The organism is Lysinibacillus mangiferihumi (genome assembly GCF_003049665.1).
In the GTDB taxonomy this organism is placed as follows: domain Bacteria; phylum Bacillota; class Bacilli; order Bacillales_A; family Planococcaceae; genus Lysinibacillus; species Lysinibacillus mangiferihumi.
Genome location: NZ_PYWM01000015.1, coordinates 52,301 through 69,476 on the forward strand (window position 1 = coordinate 52,301; position 17,176 = coordinate 69,476).

The following is a 17,176-nucleotide window of genomic DNA, read 5'->3' on the forward strand; positions in this document are numbered from 1 at the left end:
TGGGATGAAATGTCATGAAGTTGTAGCCATTGTAACAGGTGGTGCATCAGGTTTAGGGGAGGCAACTGTCCGGAAAATTGTTGGACAAGGTGGCAAAGCTGTTATTTTTGATGTCAATGATGAGAGAGGGCAGACACTCGTGCAAGAATTAGGTGAAGATGTCAGCTATGTCCGTGTTGATGTGACACAGGAAGCGGATGTGGCAGCGGGCATTGAACATGCGATAGCAACATTTGGACTGATTAATGTAGCTGTTAACTGTGCAGGGATTGCGGATGCGAGTAAAGTCATTTCAAAACGTGGTGTCCATGCACTTGAGTTATTTTCGAAAGTGATAGCTGTCAATTTAATTGGCACATTTAACGTTATTCGTCTTGCAGCCGAACAAATGCAGCATAATAAGCCTGATGAAGATGGGCAGCGAGGCGTTATGATTAATACAGCATCTGTGGCTGCATTTGATGGTCAAATTGGACAAGCGGCTTATAGTGCCTCAAAGGGTGGAGTAGCGGCGATGACATTGCCGATTGCGCGCGAGCTTGCAGAGTTAGGAATACGAGTAATGACTATCGCGCCTGGGCTAATTGAAACGCCGATGTTTGCATCGCTAGCTGAACCAGCTCGAACAGCACTAGCAACTATGACACCGTTTCCAAAACGTCTTGGCAAACCATCCGAATATGCATTGCTTGTAGAAAGTATTATTCATAATGTTATGCTTAATGGCGAGGTCATTCGCCTTGATGGTGCGATACGAATGCAACCGAAATAATAAAATTTAAGTACTTATGATGTAAAAGAATAGTCGTCGATAAAAACGAATGTTTTGTAGCAGCGGTCAGCTTCGGTTTAATTAGGGCGTGATAAACGTCAGGATAATGAAAGGGAGCGATGTTATGCATATGATGGATACACCTTTACTACTGACAAGTTTTTTTAGTCGGGCAGAACGATTCTTTCATGCGAAGAAAATCTATTCGCGTACAAGCCCTACAACGATTCATGAGTTTACTTATAAAGAGTTTGCTATTCGTACTCGTAAATTAGCGGATGCTTTAACAACACTTGGCATGGACCGAGGTATAAAAGTGGGTACTTTTGCTTGGAATCATCATCGTCACTTAGAGGCATATTTTGCCGTACCGTGTGCTGGTGCAGTACTGCATATGATTAATATTCGCTTGGCGCCTGAGCATATCGTGTATGTGATAAATCATGCAGAAGATGAAATTTTACTTATTGATGAAAATCTAGTTCCTGTCATTGCACCAATCGTGTCCCAGCTTAAAACAGTGAAGTATTTTATTGTTATGGGGGATGCAGTGGAATTGCAAAACTCGCCATTACCCAATGCGCTGTCTTATGAAGAACTACTTGCAGAGGCAAGTGGTGATTTTGAATTTCCAGACGATATAGAGGAGAATGCACCTGCTGGCATGTGCTATACAAGTGCAACAACAGGTATGCCAAAGGGTGTTGTCTATACACATCGAAGCATTGTTCTTCATAGCATTACAGCTGGGCTGTCTGATAGCATCGCGATATGTGAACGTGATGTCGTGTTACCGGTCGTCCCAATGTTTCATGCCAATGCTTGGGGCTTACCGTTTGCTAGCGTGTTATTTGGGGCTACTCAAGTACTACCTGGACCGATGTTTACACCACAGCTATTAGCCGATTTAATTGAACAGTACAAAGTAACATTAACAGCGGGCGTTCCAACGATTTGGCTTGGTGTGTTACAAGCGCAACGTCAACAACCACGTGATTTATCGTCGTTACGTTCGATTATTTGTGGTGGCTCTGCATCGCCCATCGGTCTTGTGCGCGGTTTTGAAGAAGAACAAAAAATTCCGTATTTTACGGGCTACGGTATGACCGAGACATCACCACTTGTTAGCTTATCGACCTACTTATCACATATGGAAAACTATACGGCAGACGAAAAAATGCACGTTCGCACAACGCAAGGGATCACGATGCCGCTTCTTGATATGCGAATCGTTAATGAACATGGTGAGGTACCATGGGACGGCAAGACGATGGGAGAAATCACAATAAGAGGCCCCTGGATTGCTAGTGAATATTATAAAGATGAGCGCACGGCAGAAGCTTTTAAAGATGGGTGGCTATATACTGGAGATATTGCGGTGATGACCCCTGATGGCTATATTAAAATTACAGATCGTACAAAAGACTTGATTAAGAGTGGTGGGGAATGGATTTCATCTGTGGAGCTTGAAAATGCATTAATGACACATCCGAAAGTGTTTGAAGCGGCCGTGGTGGCCATTCCACATGAGAAATGGTTGGAACGTCCGCTGGCATGTGTCGTTCCTAAGCCTGAATATAAAGATTCCATTACGAAGGAGGAACTGCTCGATAGTTTGCGTACACAGTTCCATAAAACGTGGATTCCCGATGATGTTGTTTTTTTAGATGAAGTGCCGAAAACATCCGTTGGCAAATTTATGAAAGCTAAGTTAAGGGAAAATTTAAAAGATTATCGTGTGAAAATATAACAGTTATATTACTATGGTAATAGACTGGAGCTGGGACATAACTCAAAAAATTTAAGAAACAGACGAAAGGTGTTCATAATTTTTTGCTATATGGAGAACTTAACTATTCTTGCTTTTGTAATAAAAAAATTAGAAGTGTTCACTAGTTGTTGGTAGCGAAGGCGGTGACTCCTGCGGCTTACAGTGTGCCCAAGGAAAGCACCGCAGTAGCGGACAACAACGGCATAGCAAAAAAGTGTTAGATTGATTGCAGTCAATCTAACACTTTTTCTCTTTTGATGCCTTTTATTGCATTGGACGCTATGTTGAGCGAAAAAGTTTATGTCTATAACAAAAGGCGTGTGTTGTTCCTCGAATTAGTTTTTCATTGTTGATTAATTAGAAAATGGATGGAGTACACTTAAAAAAAGAAACTATTTTCTTGTTATATCGTATAATCTTTATAGATAGGGGGAAGAGAAATTATGGAAATTGCTATTGTTGCTATTATTGGCGGCATTATGGTCGCTTTGGCTGGGATATTTACTGATGCGCGTACGAAGGGACAAAAACTTAAATTAAAGACAATCGAACAAGAAGTGGAATTAGAGAAGCTAAGATTGGAATCATATACAAAAGAAACCGAAAAACTGCGACTAGAATTGGAACATTCGAAAGTGCTACTATTAGAAGAGAAGAAAAATACAACGAGGTAACCTTGAATACACAGGAAAGACTATTTCAGTAAAGGCATTTTTCCGCTATAATGGAAATACGACGCTAGAGGGGAAGATGACCGTATGTCAGATTATGAACAATTTGTAGAAGGTATTAAGCGCAAAACTGGTATTGATTTAGCGTTATATAAAGAAGCGCAAATGAAAAGACGATTAACTTCACTCTATGAGAAAAAGGGATATCGTAATTTTGTTGATTTTTTAAAGGCTCTTGAACAAGATCGCGATTTAATGAATGAATTTCTAGATCGAATGACCATTAATGTTTCGGAGTTTTATCGAAATGGAAAGCGCTGGGAAGTATTGCAAAAGAAAATTTTTCCAAAGTTATTGCAATCCAACAAGCGTTTGAAAATTTGGAGTGCTGCCTGTTCTACTGGGGAAGAACCTTATTCATTAGCAATGGTATTATCACAATTAGTACCGTTATCGCAAATTCAAATAATCGCCACAGATTTAGATGAAAATGTCATTCAAAAAGCTAAATTGGGCGTCTATCCAGAGCGTTCTTTAGCAGAGGTTCCAAAAGATATTCAGGCGAAGTATTTTGAGCAAGAGGGAAGCTTCTACCGAGTGAAAGATGAAATTAAACGTTGTGTGACATTTAAAAAGCATAATTTGCTTAACGATCATTATGATGCCAATTATGATCTGATCGTGTGCCGCAATGTGATGATTTATTTTACCGAAGAAGCAAAGGATCAAATCTATGCAAACTTCAGTAAAGCATTACGACAAGATGGCATTTTATTTGTCGGCTCAACGGAGCAAATATTTAATCCTTCGCGTTATGAATTTGAGGTAGAGGATACATTCTTCTATCGAAAAAAATAGCAAACTATATGATGAAAAGCATTCGTACAGTGAACAAGATGACTGTCACGTACATAAAATTGCCAAGACACTAGACATAGATGATCGTACGCTTTTCGCTTGTCATAAGCAAAAAGCGTATTTTTTTATTAAGTTCACCATTTCGCTGCCGATAATTTCCAGTAGAATGTGTTGCGTTAGAATAGTTGGATGTGTTACTAGAAAACCTTCTTTTTTTAAATGAATCGTTCAGAATATTCGCATATAATACTGTGCTATCTATTTGAACGTATTAATGGCAAGGTGGTATGACATTTGTAAAAGGACTGTTTTTTTAGAGAATATATGTTATAGTGAAAAATACATACTTTAGCGAGTTGAAGGGAGAAAGCGTTTATGCGTTACTTAACAGCAGGTGAATCACACGGACCGCAATTAACAACGATAATTGAGGGTTTACCGTCACTTTTACCAATTACAGCAGAGAAAATTAATCATGATTTAAAACGTCGTCAAGGAGGACATGGCCGCGGTCGCCGTATGCAAATTGAGACGGATACAGTAGAAATAGTAGGTGGTGTGCGCCACGGACAAACGCTTGGTTCTCCTGTTGCGCTTGTTGTCACAAATGATGACTGGAAGCATTGGACAAAAATTATGGGGGCCGAACCATTAGCAGAGGATATTAATCCAGAAGATATAAAACGTCAGATTTCACGTCCGCGTCCGGGTCATGCAGATTTAGTAGGCGGCATGAAATATGGGCATCGCGATTTACGCAATGTTTTAGAGCGTTCTTCTGCGCGTGAAACAACTGTCCGCGTAGCTGTTGGTGCCGTTGCTAAAGCATTATTAAATGAGCTTGGTATATCAATTGTGTCACATGTTACAGAAATCGTAGGCATTAAGGCAGACACTTCTGTAATTGAAGGGAAATCAGTAGCAGAAATTCGTACGATTGTTGAAGCAGATCCATGTTACTGTGTAGACCCTGTGGCTTCTGCAAAAATGGTGGAGGCAATCGATGAAGCGAAAAAAGCAGGTGACTCTATCGGTGGTGTTGTTGAAGTAATTGTTGAGGGCATGCCAGCTGGTATTGGCTCTTATGTGCATTACGATCGCAAGCTTGATGCGAAATTAGCGGCAGCTATGTTATCAATTAATGCCTTTAAAGGTGTTGAATTTGGTATTGGTTTTGAAATGGCTCGTCGCAAAGGTTCAGAAGTCCATGACGAAATTATTTGGTCAGAAGAAGAAGGGTATACACGTGCAACAAATCGACTTGGTGGCTTAGAAGGCGGTATGTCAACAGGTATGCCAATTGTCGTTCGCGGTGTTATGAAGCCTATTCCAACGCTGTATAAACCTTTGCAAAGTGTTGATATTGAAACAAAAGAACCGTTTAAAGCCAGCGTTGAACGTTCTGATAGCTGTGCAGTACCGGCGGCATCAGTTGTTGCCGAACATGTTATTGCCTGGGAAATAGCAAATGCGATTATGGAACAATTCCACGGAGATCAATTGCCACAACTACAAGCTCAAATTGAAGAACAACGCCGTTACGCAAAGGAGTTTTGATATATGCGTGTACCAGTAGCGACAACATCACATCAGTATGAAGTAGTGCTTGGGCATAATTTTTTAGCTGAAGCAGTCAAAACATTTGACGATAAACTGCAAAAAGCAGATAAACTCATTGTTTTTACAGATGCCAATGTGTGGGCTGCCCAAGGGGAATATTTTAAGGGCCATTTCCCATATGACTTTGAGGTCTTTGTGCTACCGGGTGGTGAAGCTTGTAAAACTTTTGAACAATACAATGCAGCACAAACTTTCTTACTTGAACAAAAATGTTCACGAAAATCATTTGTTTTTGCCTTTGGTGGCGGGGCAGTTGGCGATTTAACAGGCTTTGTTGCAGCTACCTATATGCGAGGAGTACCGTTTATTCAAATCCCAACGACGATTTTAGCACATGACTCAGCAGTGGGAGGTAAAACAGCTATCAATCATCCACTAGGCAAAAATATGATTGGTGCTTTCTACCAGCCTGAAGGGGTCATATACGATACGCTCTTTATTGAGAGTTTGCCTGAGCGTGAGGTGCGTTCGGGAACAGCTGAAGTCATAAAACATGCGATGATTTCAAGTGCTTCCTGGCTACAGCAATTAATGGGGGCTGAATCAGTCATTCATTTTAGTACAACGGAATTGGCTCAACAGCTAAAGGCTGGCATTGAGGTAAAGGCGAAAATTGTGTCTGAAGATGAAACGGAACAATCTGTGCGCAAATATTTAAACCTAGGTCATACATATGGCCATGCTATTGAAGCAGCAGCAGGTTATGGGAAAGTCGCACATGGTGAGGCAGTAATGATTGGTCTTGTGTATTGTCTTTTACTGAGTGAGCGATATGGTAAGCTGGATCGTGACTTTACAACAGCATTTTTACATTTTGCTGTAAAAAACGGCTATCCTTTCGAAGCGGTGAATGATTATTCATTTGAACAGTTAACAGCGTATTTATTAAAAGATAAAAAAGCGGAATATGGCGTACTACAATTTGTTTTACTGGAAGAAATCGGGAAACCTTTTGTGCGACCAATTGAGTTAGCAGAATGCAAAGAAATAGATGCTGAATTCCGCCAATTATTAGCGGAGGTGCTTGGATGATTCGTGGTTTAAGAGGCGCAATTACAATTGAATTGGACAAGCCAGAGCTTGTATGGGATGAGACAGCTAGACTAGTACGTGAAGTAGTAGCAGTAAACGGTGTTGCGGTAGAGGATATTGCCTCTATTGTCATTTCGACAACGCCGGATATTACATCAGCGTTTCCAGCGCGTGCTGTTAGGTTAATGGAAGGGTGGCAGTATGTTCCTGTCATGTGTATGCATGAAATGGACGTGCCTGGAGCTTTGCCATTATGCATACGCGTGTTAATTCATGCGAATGTCGAAATGGCGCAAAAAGATGTAAAGCATATTTATTTAAATGATGCAATCAAATTAAGACCAGATTTAGCCCAAGCTAAATAATAAGAGGAGATGTTTGAGATGAAATGGAAACAACAATTGGACGGGATGCAAGCATATAAGCCAGGTAAACCAATTGAAGAAGTACAACGTGAATTTGGCTTACAAGAAGTCGTAAAGTTAGCATCAAATGAAAACCCATTTGGTTGCTCCCCTAAGGTAACAGCATATTTACACAATAGTGCAGTAAACCATGCATTATATCCAGACGGCTATGCGCAAAACTTACGTACAACTGTAGCAAATCATGTAGGTGTCAAGGAAACACAGCTTCTTTTTGGCAATGGCTCGGATGATATTATTGCGATTCTTACTCGTGCGCTGTTGTATCCAGGTGTGAATACAATCATGGCAGATCCATCATTCTCACAATACGCTCATAATGCAGAAATTGAAGGGGCGGAAGTTCGTAAAATTCCTTGTATTGATGGCGCACATGACTTGGATGCTATGGCGGCAGCAATTGACGAGCATACTTCCATTGTGTGGGTATGTAGCCCGAACAATCCAACAGGTGTTGTCATTGCAGATACTGATTTACGAGCGTTTTTAGCGAAAGTACCAAGCGATGTACTGGTCGTGTTAGATGAAGCGTATATCGAATATGTGACACACCCTGGTCATAAAGAAACACTACCATTAATTAACGAGTATCCAAACGTACTATTAATGCGCACATTCTCAAAAGCATACGGTCTTGCTTCCTTCCGAGTAGGCTACGCAATTAGTCAACCTGAAGTCATTGCTAAACTGGATCCAGTGCGTGCACCGTTTAACAATACGATTTTAAGCCAAGCGGTTGCGGCGATTGCATTAAGTGATCAAGACTATATCAAAAATTGCTGTAAAGCAAATGAACTAGGTAAAAAGCAATATGTTGATTTTTGTGAAAAGCATAATTTGAAATACTACCCATCTGATACGAATTTTATTTTATTTGACACGAAAGCTAATAGTGATGTTGTTTTTCAGGAGCTTATGAAGCGCGGGTTTATTATTCGCAGTGGGAACGCTTTAGGTGCCCCTGGTTTTATTCGTGTAACAATTGGTACTGAAGCGCAAAATGCGGCATTATTACAGCATCTTGAAGCTGTGTTAAAAGAACAAGGAGTTTTTGCATGACACGCAAAGTTCTCGTAATTGGTTTAGGCTTAATTGGGGGCTCGATTGCTCTTGCTTTACAAAAAGCACCTGACACAAAAATTATAGGCTATGATATGGACGAAACAACACGTGAACATGCTAAAACATTAAATATTGTTCATGACATTGTGACAAATCCACAAGATGTTGCAGCAGAAGTTGATATCATTATATTTGGGACTCCTGTTAACGCTACACTTGAGTGGATGGAACAATTAAAAACATGGCCGTTAAAAAATAAAGTGATTGTAACAGATACAGGTAGCACGAAAAAAATGATTATGCAAAAAGCTGGGGAGTTACGTGAATTAGGCATTACCTTTATCGGTGGACACCCGATGGCAGGGTCTCATAAAAGTGGTGTTTTAGCGGCAAAGGCTCATCTTTTTGAAAATGCGTACTATATGTTAACACCACTAGCGGGTGAAGAAATTATCAATATGGCCCAGCTTGAAAGTCTATTGAAATTCACACATGCCAAAGTTGTTAGTGTATCTGCACGTGAGCACGATCATATGACAGCCGTAGTTAGCCATTTCCCGCATGTTATTGCGGCATCTCTTGTACATCAATTAGGCGGAGAAAATGGTGAATATCCGATGACACGCTCACTGGCAGCAGGGGGCTTCCGTGATGTCACGCGTATTGCATCTTCTAATCCGATACTATGGCGTGATATTACACTACAAAATCGTGATGAATTAGTAGCCCAGCTTGAGGGGTGGCAATCCGAAATGAATCGTGTGAAGGAGCTTTTACTAAATGGAAGCTCTGCTGATATTGAAAACTATTTTGCAATTGCTAAGGAGCTTCGTGATGAATTACCAATTAGTGCTGGGGCAATGTTCACGTCGTTTGATTTGTATGTCGATGTTCCTGACTACCCAGGGGTAATTTCTGAAGTAACAGGCTTACTTGCGGATGAAAAAATTAGTATTACTAATTTACGTATCGTAGAATCTCGCGAAGATGTCTTCGGTATACTTGTCATTAGCTTGCAAAGTGAAAGTGATCGTGAGCGTGCAGCTGCATGTATTCAACAGCGTGCAAAATTTGAAACATATATTTCATAGGAAAGTGCATTCACGTTAAGAACAGACGTTGGATTACTAATAATGAAGAAAGCGTCGATATATCGGCGCTTTCTATCTTCATATGGAGGCGGGAGATAACGATGAGTGAAAAAGTATTACAGTATCATAAACCATCATTACAAGGGCACTTAACAATCCCAGGTGATAAATCAGTGTCACATCGTTCAGTTATGTTTGGCGCTATCGCAACAGGGAAAACAACGGTGGATGGCTTTCTACTTGGAGAGGATTGTTTAAGCACAATTGATTGCTTCCGCAAGCTTGGCGTCAAAATTGATGTGGACGGTACAAATGTAACAATTGAAAGTGCAGGAATGGAAGCATGGCAAGAGCCTAGCGAAGTGCTTTATACAGGGAACTCCGGTACAACGACTCGCTTAATGCTTGGCATTCTAGCAGGCTCTAACGTACATTCTGTAATAACAGGGGATGCATCAATTGGGAAGCGTCCGATGCGACGTGTCATCGATCCACTACGTCAAATGGGTGCTCATATTACGGGACGTGCAGATGGACAATATACACCTCTTGCCATACAGGGTACAACGCTACAAGCGATAGACTACCAAATGCCTGTTGCGAGTGCACAAGTGAAATCTGCTATTTTACTAGCAGGTTTACGTGCGCAAGGCACAACAGTAGTGCGCGAAACGGAAATTTCTCGCGATCATACAGAGCGCATGTTACGTCAATTTGGGGCACAACTAACTGTGGAGGAAGGCGTTATCTCATTTGAAGGTGGACAAACACTATTAGGAACACATGTGTCGGTACCAGGAGATATTTCTTCCGCAGCATTTTTCTTAGTGGCGGGTGCTATTTGTCAAGATAGTAAAGTTGTTTTAGAAAATGTGGGCATTAACCCAACGCGTGATGGGGTTATTGAAGTGCTTCGAAATATGGGGGCGTCGATGACAGTAGTGCCAAATGAAGACGATCAATCTGAGCCAACAGCAACAATTACAATTGAAACGTCTACATTAAAAGGTACAATTATTGAAGGCGATATAATTCCACGACTAATCGATGAAATTCCGATTCTTGCACTTTTAGCAACACAAGCACATGGTACAACCATTATTAAAGATGCTGAGGAGCTTAAGGTTAAAGAGACAGATCGGATTACGGCTGTGGTGGATGAACTACAAAAACTTGGTGCACGTATTGAAGCAACTGAGGATGGCATGGTGATTGAAGGGCCAACGCCATTACAAGGGGCTAGCCTAAAAACATACGGAGACCACCGTATCGGTATGATGGGTGCTGTGGCAGCGTTAATTACTAATGGTGCAGTGACATTAGATGATGCGGAATGCATCGCTGTATCCTATCCATCGTTTTTCGAGCATGTTGAGGCTGTGAAGAAATAGTCTGCAAATGTATGCTTTCATCTATTGCCATTCTCTATCGTTTAAATTTCTTACATGATAGTTTAGTTGATGTAGCAGTTGGCTGTAATTCTAGTATTTTACAGTAGTTTGTCAATTCATACAGGCAGTAATAATGTAAAAGTATTTTTAATCAAACAAGACAGTAGACAAATGCGTCATTCTTTGGGTTGTCTAAAGTCTGGACTCCCCAATCCTTTTGGGGAGTTTTTTCTTGTTTCGAAAGAAAATATTTTGTAGCATAAAGATATACAAGAAAGAATAGGTGAATGACTGTGAATAATGCGATGACTGAAATGATGCAAGCACTTGAGCAAGGGGATTTAGCTTTAATAGACCAGCTACTCGAATCTTTTTTAATGAAGGAGTTACCTGAGGAAATTTACGCACTGGCGGAAGTTTTTATGCAATATGGGTATATGAAAGAAGCGGACCGTGTACTGGAGCATTTGCAATTTTTATTCCCTGAAGAGGCACAATTAAAAATTGATCGTGCCAATGTTTTAATGGAGCTTGGTGATGAGGACGAGGCGTTAGACATGTTGTTAGCAGTCGAAGATACCGCTCCAGAGTACCCGCAAGCATTACTAGTGCTAGCTGATTATTATCAAATGCAAGGGTTATTTGAGGTAGCAGAAAAGCGCATTAATGAAGCGCTAGCCATCTTACCTGATGAGCCACTACTACAATTTGCTAAAGCCGAGCTGTTATTTGAGACAGGGCGTTTTCTAGAGGCCGCACGCCTTTATGAAGAATTACATGAACAACAGGAAGACTTTGCAGGTATCAGTCTCGTTGAACGATTAGCTGAAGTATATCGTGCAGGCGCTGCCTATGAAACAGCTTTAGACTATTATTTAGCAGCACTTGAGGACGAAGTGAAGCCAGATATTTTATTTGGCGCAGCATATGCTGCATTCCAATCACAAAAATATGAAATGGCGATTAAGCAATTAGAGGACTTAAAGGAATTGGATCCTGATTATTTCTCTGCTTATTTATTGCTTGCGGAAAGTTATGCTATGACGGAAGACAATAAAAAAGCATATGCTGCCATTAAAGAAGGTTTAAAGCGTGATGAGTACGACAAATCATTATTCTTATTCGCAGGTAAAATGGCATTGAAAAATGCATTGCCAAATGAAGCTGAAAGTTATTTGCGTGAAGCGATAGCCTTGGATCCTGAATATATGGAGGCAGTATTAACACTTATCTCTATACTGACACAGCAAGAACGTTTTGAAGATGTTGTTGAATTATTTGAGACATTACAAAAAAATGATTTTGAGTGGAACACTTTATACCCTTACGCTGCCGACGCATATGCAAATTTAGAATTGTACGACCGTGCATACGAATTTTACCGTTTGGCATATACTGATTTTAAGGAAGACGCAGCATTTTTAGAAAAATATGTTTATTTCTTATTAGAAGAAGGCAAGCGTTCAGAGGTTAAAGAGGTAATCGGTCATTTAATCAAGCTTCAGCCAGGTGAACCACAATGGCAAGAGATGTTAGAAGGCTTAGAATTAGAGTAAAGGAGGGAGTGGGTATGACTGCTTCTGTATCAGTTGTCGATAAAAAAGCATTTGTTCGCTGGTTTTTGAAAAATTACCAATTAAAACGTCGTGAGTGTGTATGGATTTTAAATTACTTATTAAGTAATGATGAGTTGTTAAAACGAATACGGTTTGTAGAAGAAGCACACTATTGTCCTAGAGCAATGGTGATGTCTACAGTAGACTCAACAGGTGTACCATTTCGTTTTTATAAAGGCAATGTGATGACAGCCGATGCCGAGAAATCTTTCCATGACTTACGGTTACATGAGCAAGAAGATATGTATATACAATTGAACTTTCCAAATATACCGCCAAGTGCCCAATACTTAGCAGTTCTTGAAGAAAACCCTTATATGCCAGAAACATTGATTGTTAGTGAAAAGGATCGTTTACTGGCTGAAGAGTTACTTTCCAATAGTTTACTCGTATTCCAAGAAGAAAAATTACTTGCGCAAATTGATGAAGCTCTAGATAAGGGCGATGAAGAACGATTTTATGAATTGTCTAATTTGTTACAAGTTTTAAAGGAAACTGCTAATTTACAATAATCTCAAGCCGAATAGGTAAAAATTGAATGCCCTTTCTCCATCTCTATATGGTAACATGACTAGTGAATGATTGTTTTCACTTTTTATTGGCTATCCTATTAAAGAGTGGAAAAGGGCATTTTTATTTTGTAATCGTAAGGGGGGTTGTTGGATGTATTTTAATGCAAACGATGTTACATCTTTTTTAGCGCAAAAGGATTTTATCGATACAGCGATTGTACCACTCGTAGGAATCGATTTTGCTGCTGAAAAGTTGAAGCAAAGTGGCGCAGAAGCAGATTACTTATTATCGTTAACGGCTTTTATTGAACAACAGTTTAAAGGACGCTTACTAGTGATGCCACCATTTTCATATAGTACGACCTTGAAAAACGAAGAATTGCCAGCGCAATTAGAAGCACAATTACATACTGCTGGTTTTAAGCATGTGTTCTTCATTACTTGTGACCGTTTTTGGACAAATATTGGAGATGTAGTAAATATCATTTGGTTGCCAGCTATTCCGTTAGAATCCATGGATAAAGGCGTGAAAAACACCATTCTCGAAGATCAGTTACGGCAAGTAATCCCTATATTTTCGACTAAATGGTCACAAATTTAGCAATTTGTTTCAATAAATGTTCACATTCTCCAGGTTTCCACAGAATGCTATATTGACCAAGCTATGGACTTGATATATCATAGATATGTCCTAGTATTACTATTTGTAAAAGTATGTCCGTTGGACTGACCTTTAAAGTTAGAGGGGGGAAAAGGATGAGTAACAATCGAGTTTCACGTCGTCAATTTCTAAGCTACACACTTACTGGTGTTGGCGGATTTATGGCGGCAGGTATGTTGATGCCAATGGTTCGTTTTGCAATTGACCCAGTTTTACAAAAGCATGAAGGTGGGGATTTTATCAAAACCGAACATAAAGTCGCCGACATTACTGAAGAGCCAATTAAAGTTGACTTTACTTTTGAACAAGTTGACGCATGGTACAAATCTGACGTTACAAACGTAGCTTGGGTTTACAAAAGTGGCGACCAAATAATTGCTCTATCACCAGTTTGTAAGCATTTAGGTTGTATGGTGGACTGGGGTGGCGATAAAGCATACCCAGATCAATTCTTCTGTCCTTGTCATGCAGGGCGTTACGAGAAAAACGGGGCAAACATTGCAGGTACACCACCTCTAGGTCCGTTGGATGAATTTGAAGTACAAGAAAAAGATGGTTATTTAATGATTGGTCCAGCAAGAGCAAATACTCTAGTTTAATTTGTAAGGGGGTACGAATTCAGTGCTAAATAAAATTTATGATTGGGTCGATGAACGATTAGATATTACACCAATTTGGCGTGATATTGCCGACCACGAAGTGCCAGAGCACGTGAACCCTGCACACCATTTTTCAGCATTCGTTTACTGCTTTGGTGGATTAACATTTTTCATCACAGTAATTCAAATTCTTTCTGGTATGTTCTTAACAATGTACTATGTACCAGACGTCGTGAATGCCTGGAAGTCAGTTTATTATTTACAAAACGAAGTAGCATTTGGTGAAATCGTGCGCGGTATGCACCACTGGGGAGCTTCATTAGTAATTGTAATGATGTTCTTACATACGCTTCGTGTATTCTTCACAGGGTCTTATAAGAAACCTCGTGAGTTAAACTGGATGGTTGGTGTAGGTATTTTTGGAGTAATGATGGGTCTTGGTTTTACAGGATACCTATTACCATGGGATATGAAAGCATTATTCGCTACTAAAGTAGGTATCGAAATTGCAGCATCTGTACCGTTTATCGGTTCGATGATTAAAGTATTATTAGCGGGTGACAGTACTATTCTTGGTGCTCAAACGTTAACACGATTCTTTGCGATTCATGTATTCTTCTTGCCTGCAGTATTGTTTGGGTTACTTGCAGCACACTTTATCATGATTCGTCGTCAAGGAATTTCAGGGCCGTTGTAATACTTCTTGACGGTTCGATGATTTTTTAAAGGAGGGGACACTATGCATCGCGGAAAAGGAATGAAATTTGTCGGCGATTCTCGTATCAAAGCGAATCACAGAATGCCGAACGTTCCAAAGGATTATTCCGAATATCCAGGTAAAACTGAAGCTTTCTGGCCGAACTTCTTACTAAAAGAATGGATGGTAGGTGCTGTTTTCTTAATCGGTTATTTACTGTTAACAGTCGCTCACCCATCTCCACTTGAAGGGCCAGCTGATCCAACAAGAGCATACACGCCATTACCGGACTGGTACTTCTTATTCATGTACCAACTCTTAAAATACTCATTTGCTTCTGGTCCATATAATGTTATCGGAGCAATTGTCATTCCAGGTCTAGCATTTGGAGCGCTATTATTAATGCCATTTTTAGATAAGAGTCCAGAACGCCGTCCGTCTAAACGTCCGTTACCAACTGCGTTTATGTTATTAACATTGGCTGCTATGTTCTATTTAACTTGGGAGTCAGTTGTTAATCATGACTGGGAAGCTCAAAAAATTCAAGGTGCTATCGTTGAAACTGTAGAGTTCGATAAAGGCTCAGAAGGTTATCAAATCTATGCCGGCTCTGCATGTATTACATGTCACGGTGAAGGCTTAGAAGGTGGTGCTGGTGCGCCAACACTTATGAACACTGGCTTAACGGCTGATGAAATAATTGACATCGCACACAATGGTACGCCTAGCGGTAAAATGCCAGCAGGTCTATGGACAGGATCTGATGAAGATCTTCAAAAGCTTGCTGAGTTTATCGAAAGCTTAAAAGCTGAATAATTTCAAAAAGAGTCAGGAAACTGACTCTTTTTTTCTAGTTTTTATCAAAATTATATGGATGCTTACGATATACTTAATAAGGCACAGCTTTGAAAGGAAACTATGATATGACATAGTGGACTAAGAAGCGCAGCCGTCACATCATACATAAAAATCGAGGAAAAAGACATCTTAGAATAGACGGATAGTAAAGGAGTTTTAATCATGCAAATAACGCCTGCAAACATTTGGTATCTCCTTACGCATAAAACATTTTTAATCATTTTACTGCTTATTAACTTGGTAGGAACCATTTACGGCTATTACTGGTATGGTGGGCAACTTGCGATAACAAAGCCCATTTTTTATATTTTTGTACCAGATAGTCCCACTGCTAGTTTATTTTTCTGTTTTGTGCTGCTGGCATGGATTGTAGGAAAACGATGGCCATTGATGGAAGTATTAGCGCTTGTAACATTAGTTAAATATGGAATCTGGGCGGATGTGATGAATCTTTGGACGCTAGTTGAGACGGGCTTTATAGGCTGGCAAGGTTGGATGCTGATTGCTTCGCATTTTGGGATGGCTGTCCAAGGTGTTCTTTATATCGGTAAATATGTATTTTCATATTGGCATGTTGCTTTTGCTGCGGTATGGACTTTGCACAATGATGTCATTGACTATGTATTTGGACAAATGCCAATGTATCGTGATTTAGCAGACTATACAAGTGTCATTGGTTATTTTACATTTTGGTTATCAATTGCTTGTATTTTTATCGCCATTTTCTCAATTAGGTGGCGCAAATATTTGCCCAATTAGGGAAATCTCTATAAAATTATAGTATCGAGATAGAAAGGGGTTAGAAAATTGTCAACAAGCATGTATATTGTTTATTTTGCGATTATTATGCTGCTACCATTGTACGCACAGATGAAGGTAAAAGGTACGTATAAAAAGTTTGCAAAGGAACGTACCATGAAGGGACAAACTGGTGCTGAGGTAGCTAGGGCGATCTTAGATGCGAACGGCTTGTACGATGTGCGAGTTGTGCCAACCCAAGGTGTGTTATCTGATCACTACAATCCTGCGACAAAAACAGTCGCATTATCAGAAAGCAATTTCTATGAAGCAAGTGTTGCTGGCGCAGCAGTTGCTGCCCATGAAGTAGGTCATGCTATTCAGCATAAAGAGGCATATTCAATGCTTACTTTACGTAGTAAGCTTGTACCAGTCGCAAATATTTCATCAAACGCATCTTGGATAATCGTTATGATTGGTATTTTTTCCGGGTTATCAAACATGTTATTACTAGGTATTGTCCTATTAGCAGCAGGCGTAGTGTTCCAATTAGTTACGCTACCAGTTGAATTCGATGCATCGAAGCGTGCATTAGTGCAAATGAATTCCCTTGGTATTATTACCAATGAAGAAGAACGCCCTGCACGTAAAGTGTTAAGTGCCGCTGCGTTAACTTATGTGGCAGCTGCAGCAGTAGCTGTATTAGAATTATTACGTTTAATATTAATATTTACAAATATGCGTAGTGACGACTAAAAAACTTGTTATAGTGGGTTAACCACTATAACAAGTTTTTTTAATT

General features: G+C 40.0%; 18 protein-coding genes. All 18 read left to right on the top strand.

Annotated elements, in window-relative coordinates; genetic code table 11:
* Positions 1-4 precede the first annotated feature (4 nt).
* The 18 genes from C9J37_RS14760 (at position 5) to C9J37_RS14845 (ending at position 17,130) form a co-directional block, all read left to right on the top strand.
* Positions 5-772: a 3-hydroxyacyl-CoA dehydrogenase gene (locus C9J37_RS14760; protein WP_107895949.1), complete on the top strand. Its 768-nt coding sequence runs from the start codon at positions 5-7 to the stop codon at positions 770-772.
* Positions 773-896: 124 nt separating this feature from the next.
* Positions 897-2,522, top strand: a complete 1,626-nt coding sequence (locus tag C9J37_RS14765; RefSeq protein WP_107895950.1) for a long-chain fatty acid--CoA ligase — start codon at positions 897-899, stop codon at positions 2,520-2,522.
* A 464-nt stretch (positions 2,523-2,986) separates the two neighbouring features.
* A complete protein-coding gene (locus tag C9J37_RS14770) occupies positions 2,987-3,217 on the top strand; it encodes a hypothetical protein (protein WP_024364274.1) in 231 nt (76 codons plus the stop codon).
* Positions 3,218-3,301: 84 nt separating this feature from the next.
* Positions 3,302-4,072, top strand: a complete 771-nt coding sequence (locus C9J37_RS14775) for a CheR family methyltransferase (protein ID WP_107895951.1) — start codon at positions 3,302-3,304, stop codon at positions 4,070-4,072.
* A 375-nt stretch (positions 4,073-4,447) separates the two neighbouring features.
* Positions 4,448-5,629 (top strand): chorismate synthase, encoded by a 1,182-nt coding sequence (gene aroC, locus C9J37_RS14780; RefSeq protein WP_024364272.1) that lies wholly within the window; start codon positions 4,448-4,450, stop codon positions 5,627-5,629.
* A gap of 3 nt (positions 5,630-5,632) precedes the next feature.
* Positions 5,633-6,724 carry a 3-dehydroquinate synthase gene (gene aroB, locus C9J37_RS14785; protein WP_107895952.1) on the top strand — a complete coding sequence of 364 codons (1,092 nt, stop codon included), beginning with the start codon at positions 5,633-5,635 and terminating at the stop codon, positions 6,722-6,724.
* Positions 6,721-7,089 (top strand): chorismate mutase, encoded by a 369-nt coding sequence (gene aroH, locus C9J37_RS14790; RefSeq protein ID WP_024364270.1) that lies wholly within the window; start codon positions 6,721-6,723, stop codon positions 7,087-7,089. The genes aroB and aroH overlap by 4 nt, the downstream gene beginning before the upstream one ends.
* A gap of 18 nt (positions 7,090-7,107) precedes the next feature.
* Positions 7,108-8,208 carry a histidinol-phosphate transaminase gene (gene hisC / locus C9J37_RS14795; protein ID WP_107895953.1) on the top strand — a complete coding sequence of 367 codons (1,101 nt, stop codon included), beginning with the start codon at positions 7,108-7,110 and terminating at the stop codon, positions 8,206-8,208.
* Positions 8,205-9,302: a prephenate dehydrogenase gene (locus C9J37_RS14800; protein ID WP_069511766.1), complete on the top strand. Its 1,098-nt coding sequence runs from the start codon at positions 8,205-8,207 to the stop codon at positions 9,300-9,302. The genes hisC and C9J37_RS14800 overlap by 4 nt, the downstream gene beginning before the upstream one ends.
* A gap of 101 nt (positions 9,303-9,403) precedes the next feature.
* The gene (aroA, locus tag C9J37_RS14805; protein WP_107895954.1) at positions 9,404-10,693 is read left to right on the top strand and encodes a 3-phosphoshikimate 1-carboxyvinyltransferase; all 1,290 of its coding nucleotides are present in this window, start codon (positions 9,404-9,406) and stop codon (positions 10,691-10,693) included.
* A gap of 287 nt (positions 10,694-10,980) precedes the next feature.
* Positions 10,981-12,249 carry a tetratricopeptide repeat protein gene (locus C9J37_RS14810; protein WP_029747404.1) on the top strand — a complete coding sequence of 423 codons (1,269 nt, stop codon included), beginning with the start codon at positions 10,981-10,983 and terminating at the stop codon, positions 12,247-12,249.
* A 14-nt stretch (positions 12,250-12,263) separates the two neighbouring features.
* Positions 12,264-12,821, top strand: coding sequence for a ReoY family proteolytic degradation factor (locus tag C9J37_RS14815; protein ID WP_024364265.1), 558 nt, complete (start codon positions 12,264-12,266; stop codon positions 12,819-12,821).
* Between the two features lie 151 nt (positions 12,822-12,972).
* Positions 12,973-13,422, top strand: a complete 450-nt coding sequence (locus C9J37_RS14820) for a DUF2487 family protein (protein WP_107895955.1) — start codon at positions 12,973-12,975, stop codon at positions 13,420-13,422.
* 155 nt (positions 13,423-13,577) lie between these two features.
* Positions 13,578-14,081, top strand: a complete 504-nt coding sequence (locus tag C9J37_RS14825; protein ID WP_107895956.1) for a QcrA and Rieske domain-containing protein — start codon at positions 13,578-13,580, stop codon at positions 14,079-14,081.
* A 22-nt stretch (positions 14,082-14,103) separates the two neighbouring features.
* Positions 14,104-14,778, top strand: a complete 675-nt coding sequence (gene qcrB / locus C9J37_RS14830; RefSeq protein WP_024364262.1) for a menaquinol-cytochrome c reductase cytochrome b subunit — start codon at positions 14,104-14,106, stop codon at positions 14,776-14,778.
* Positions 14,779-14,820: 42 nt separating this feature from the next.
* On the top strand, positions 14,821-15,594 hold the full coding sequence (locus C9J37_RS14835) for a menaquinol-cytochrome c reductase cytochrome b/c subunit (protein ID WP_024364261.1): 774 nt from the start codon (positions 14,821-14,823) through the stop codon (positions 15,592-15,594).
* A 204-nt stretch (positions 15,595-15,798) separates the two neighbouring features.
* The gene (gene lhaT, locus C9J37_RS14840) at positions 15,799-16,395 is read left to right on the top strand and encodes a lipoprotein heptaprenylglyceryl N-acetyltransferase LhaT (RefSeq protein WP_107895957.1); all 597 of its coding nucleotides are present in this window, start codon (positions 15,799-15,801) and stop codon (positions 16,393-16,395) included.
* Between the two features lie 60 nt (positions 16,396-16,455).
* Positions 16,456-17,130, top strand: a complete 675-nt coding sequence (locus tag C9J37_RS14845) for a zinc metallopeptidase (protein WP_107895987.1) — start codon at positions 16,456-16,458, stop codon at positions 17,128-17,130.
* Positions 17,131-17,176 lie beyond the last annotated feature (46 nt).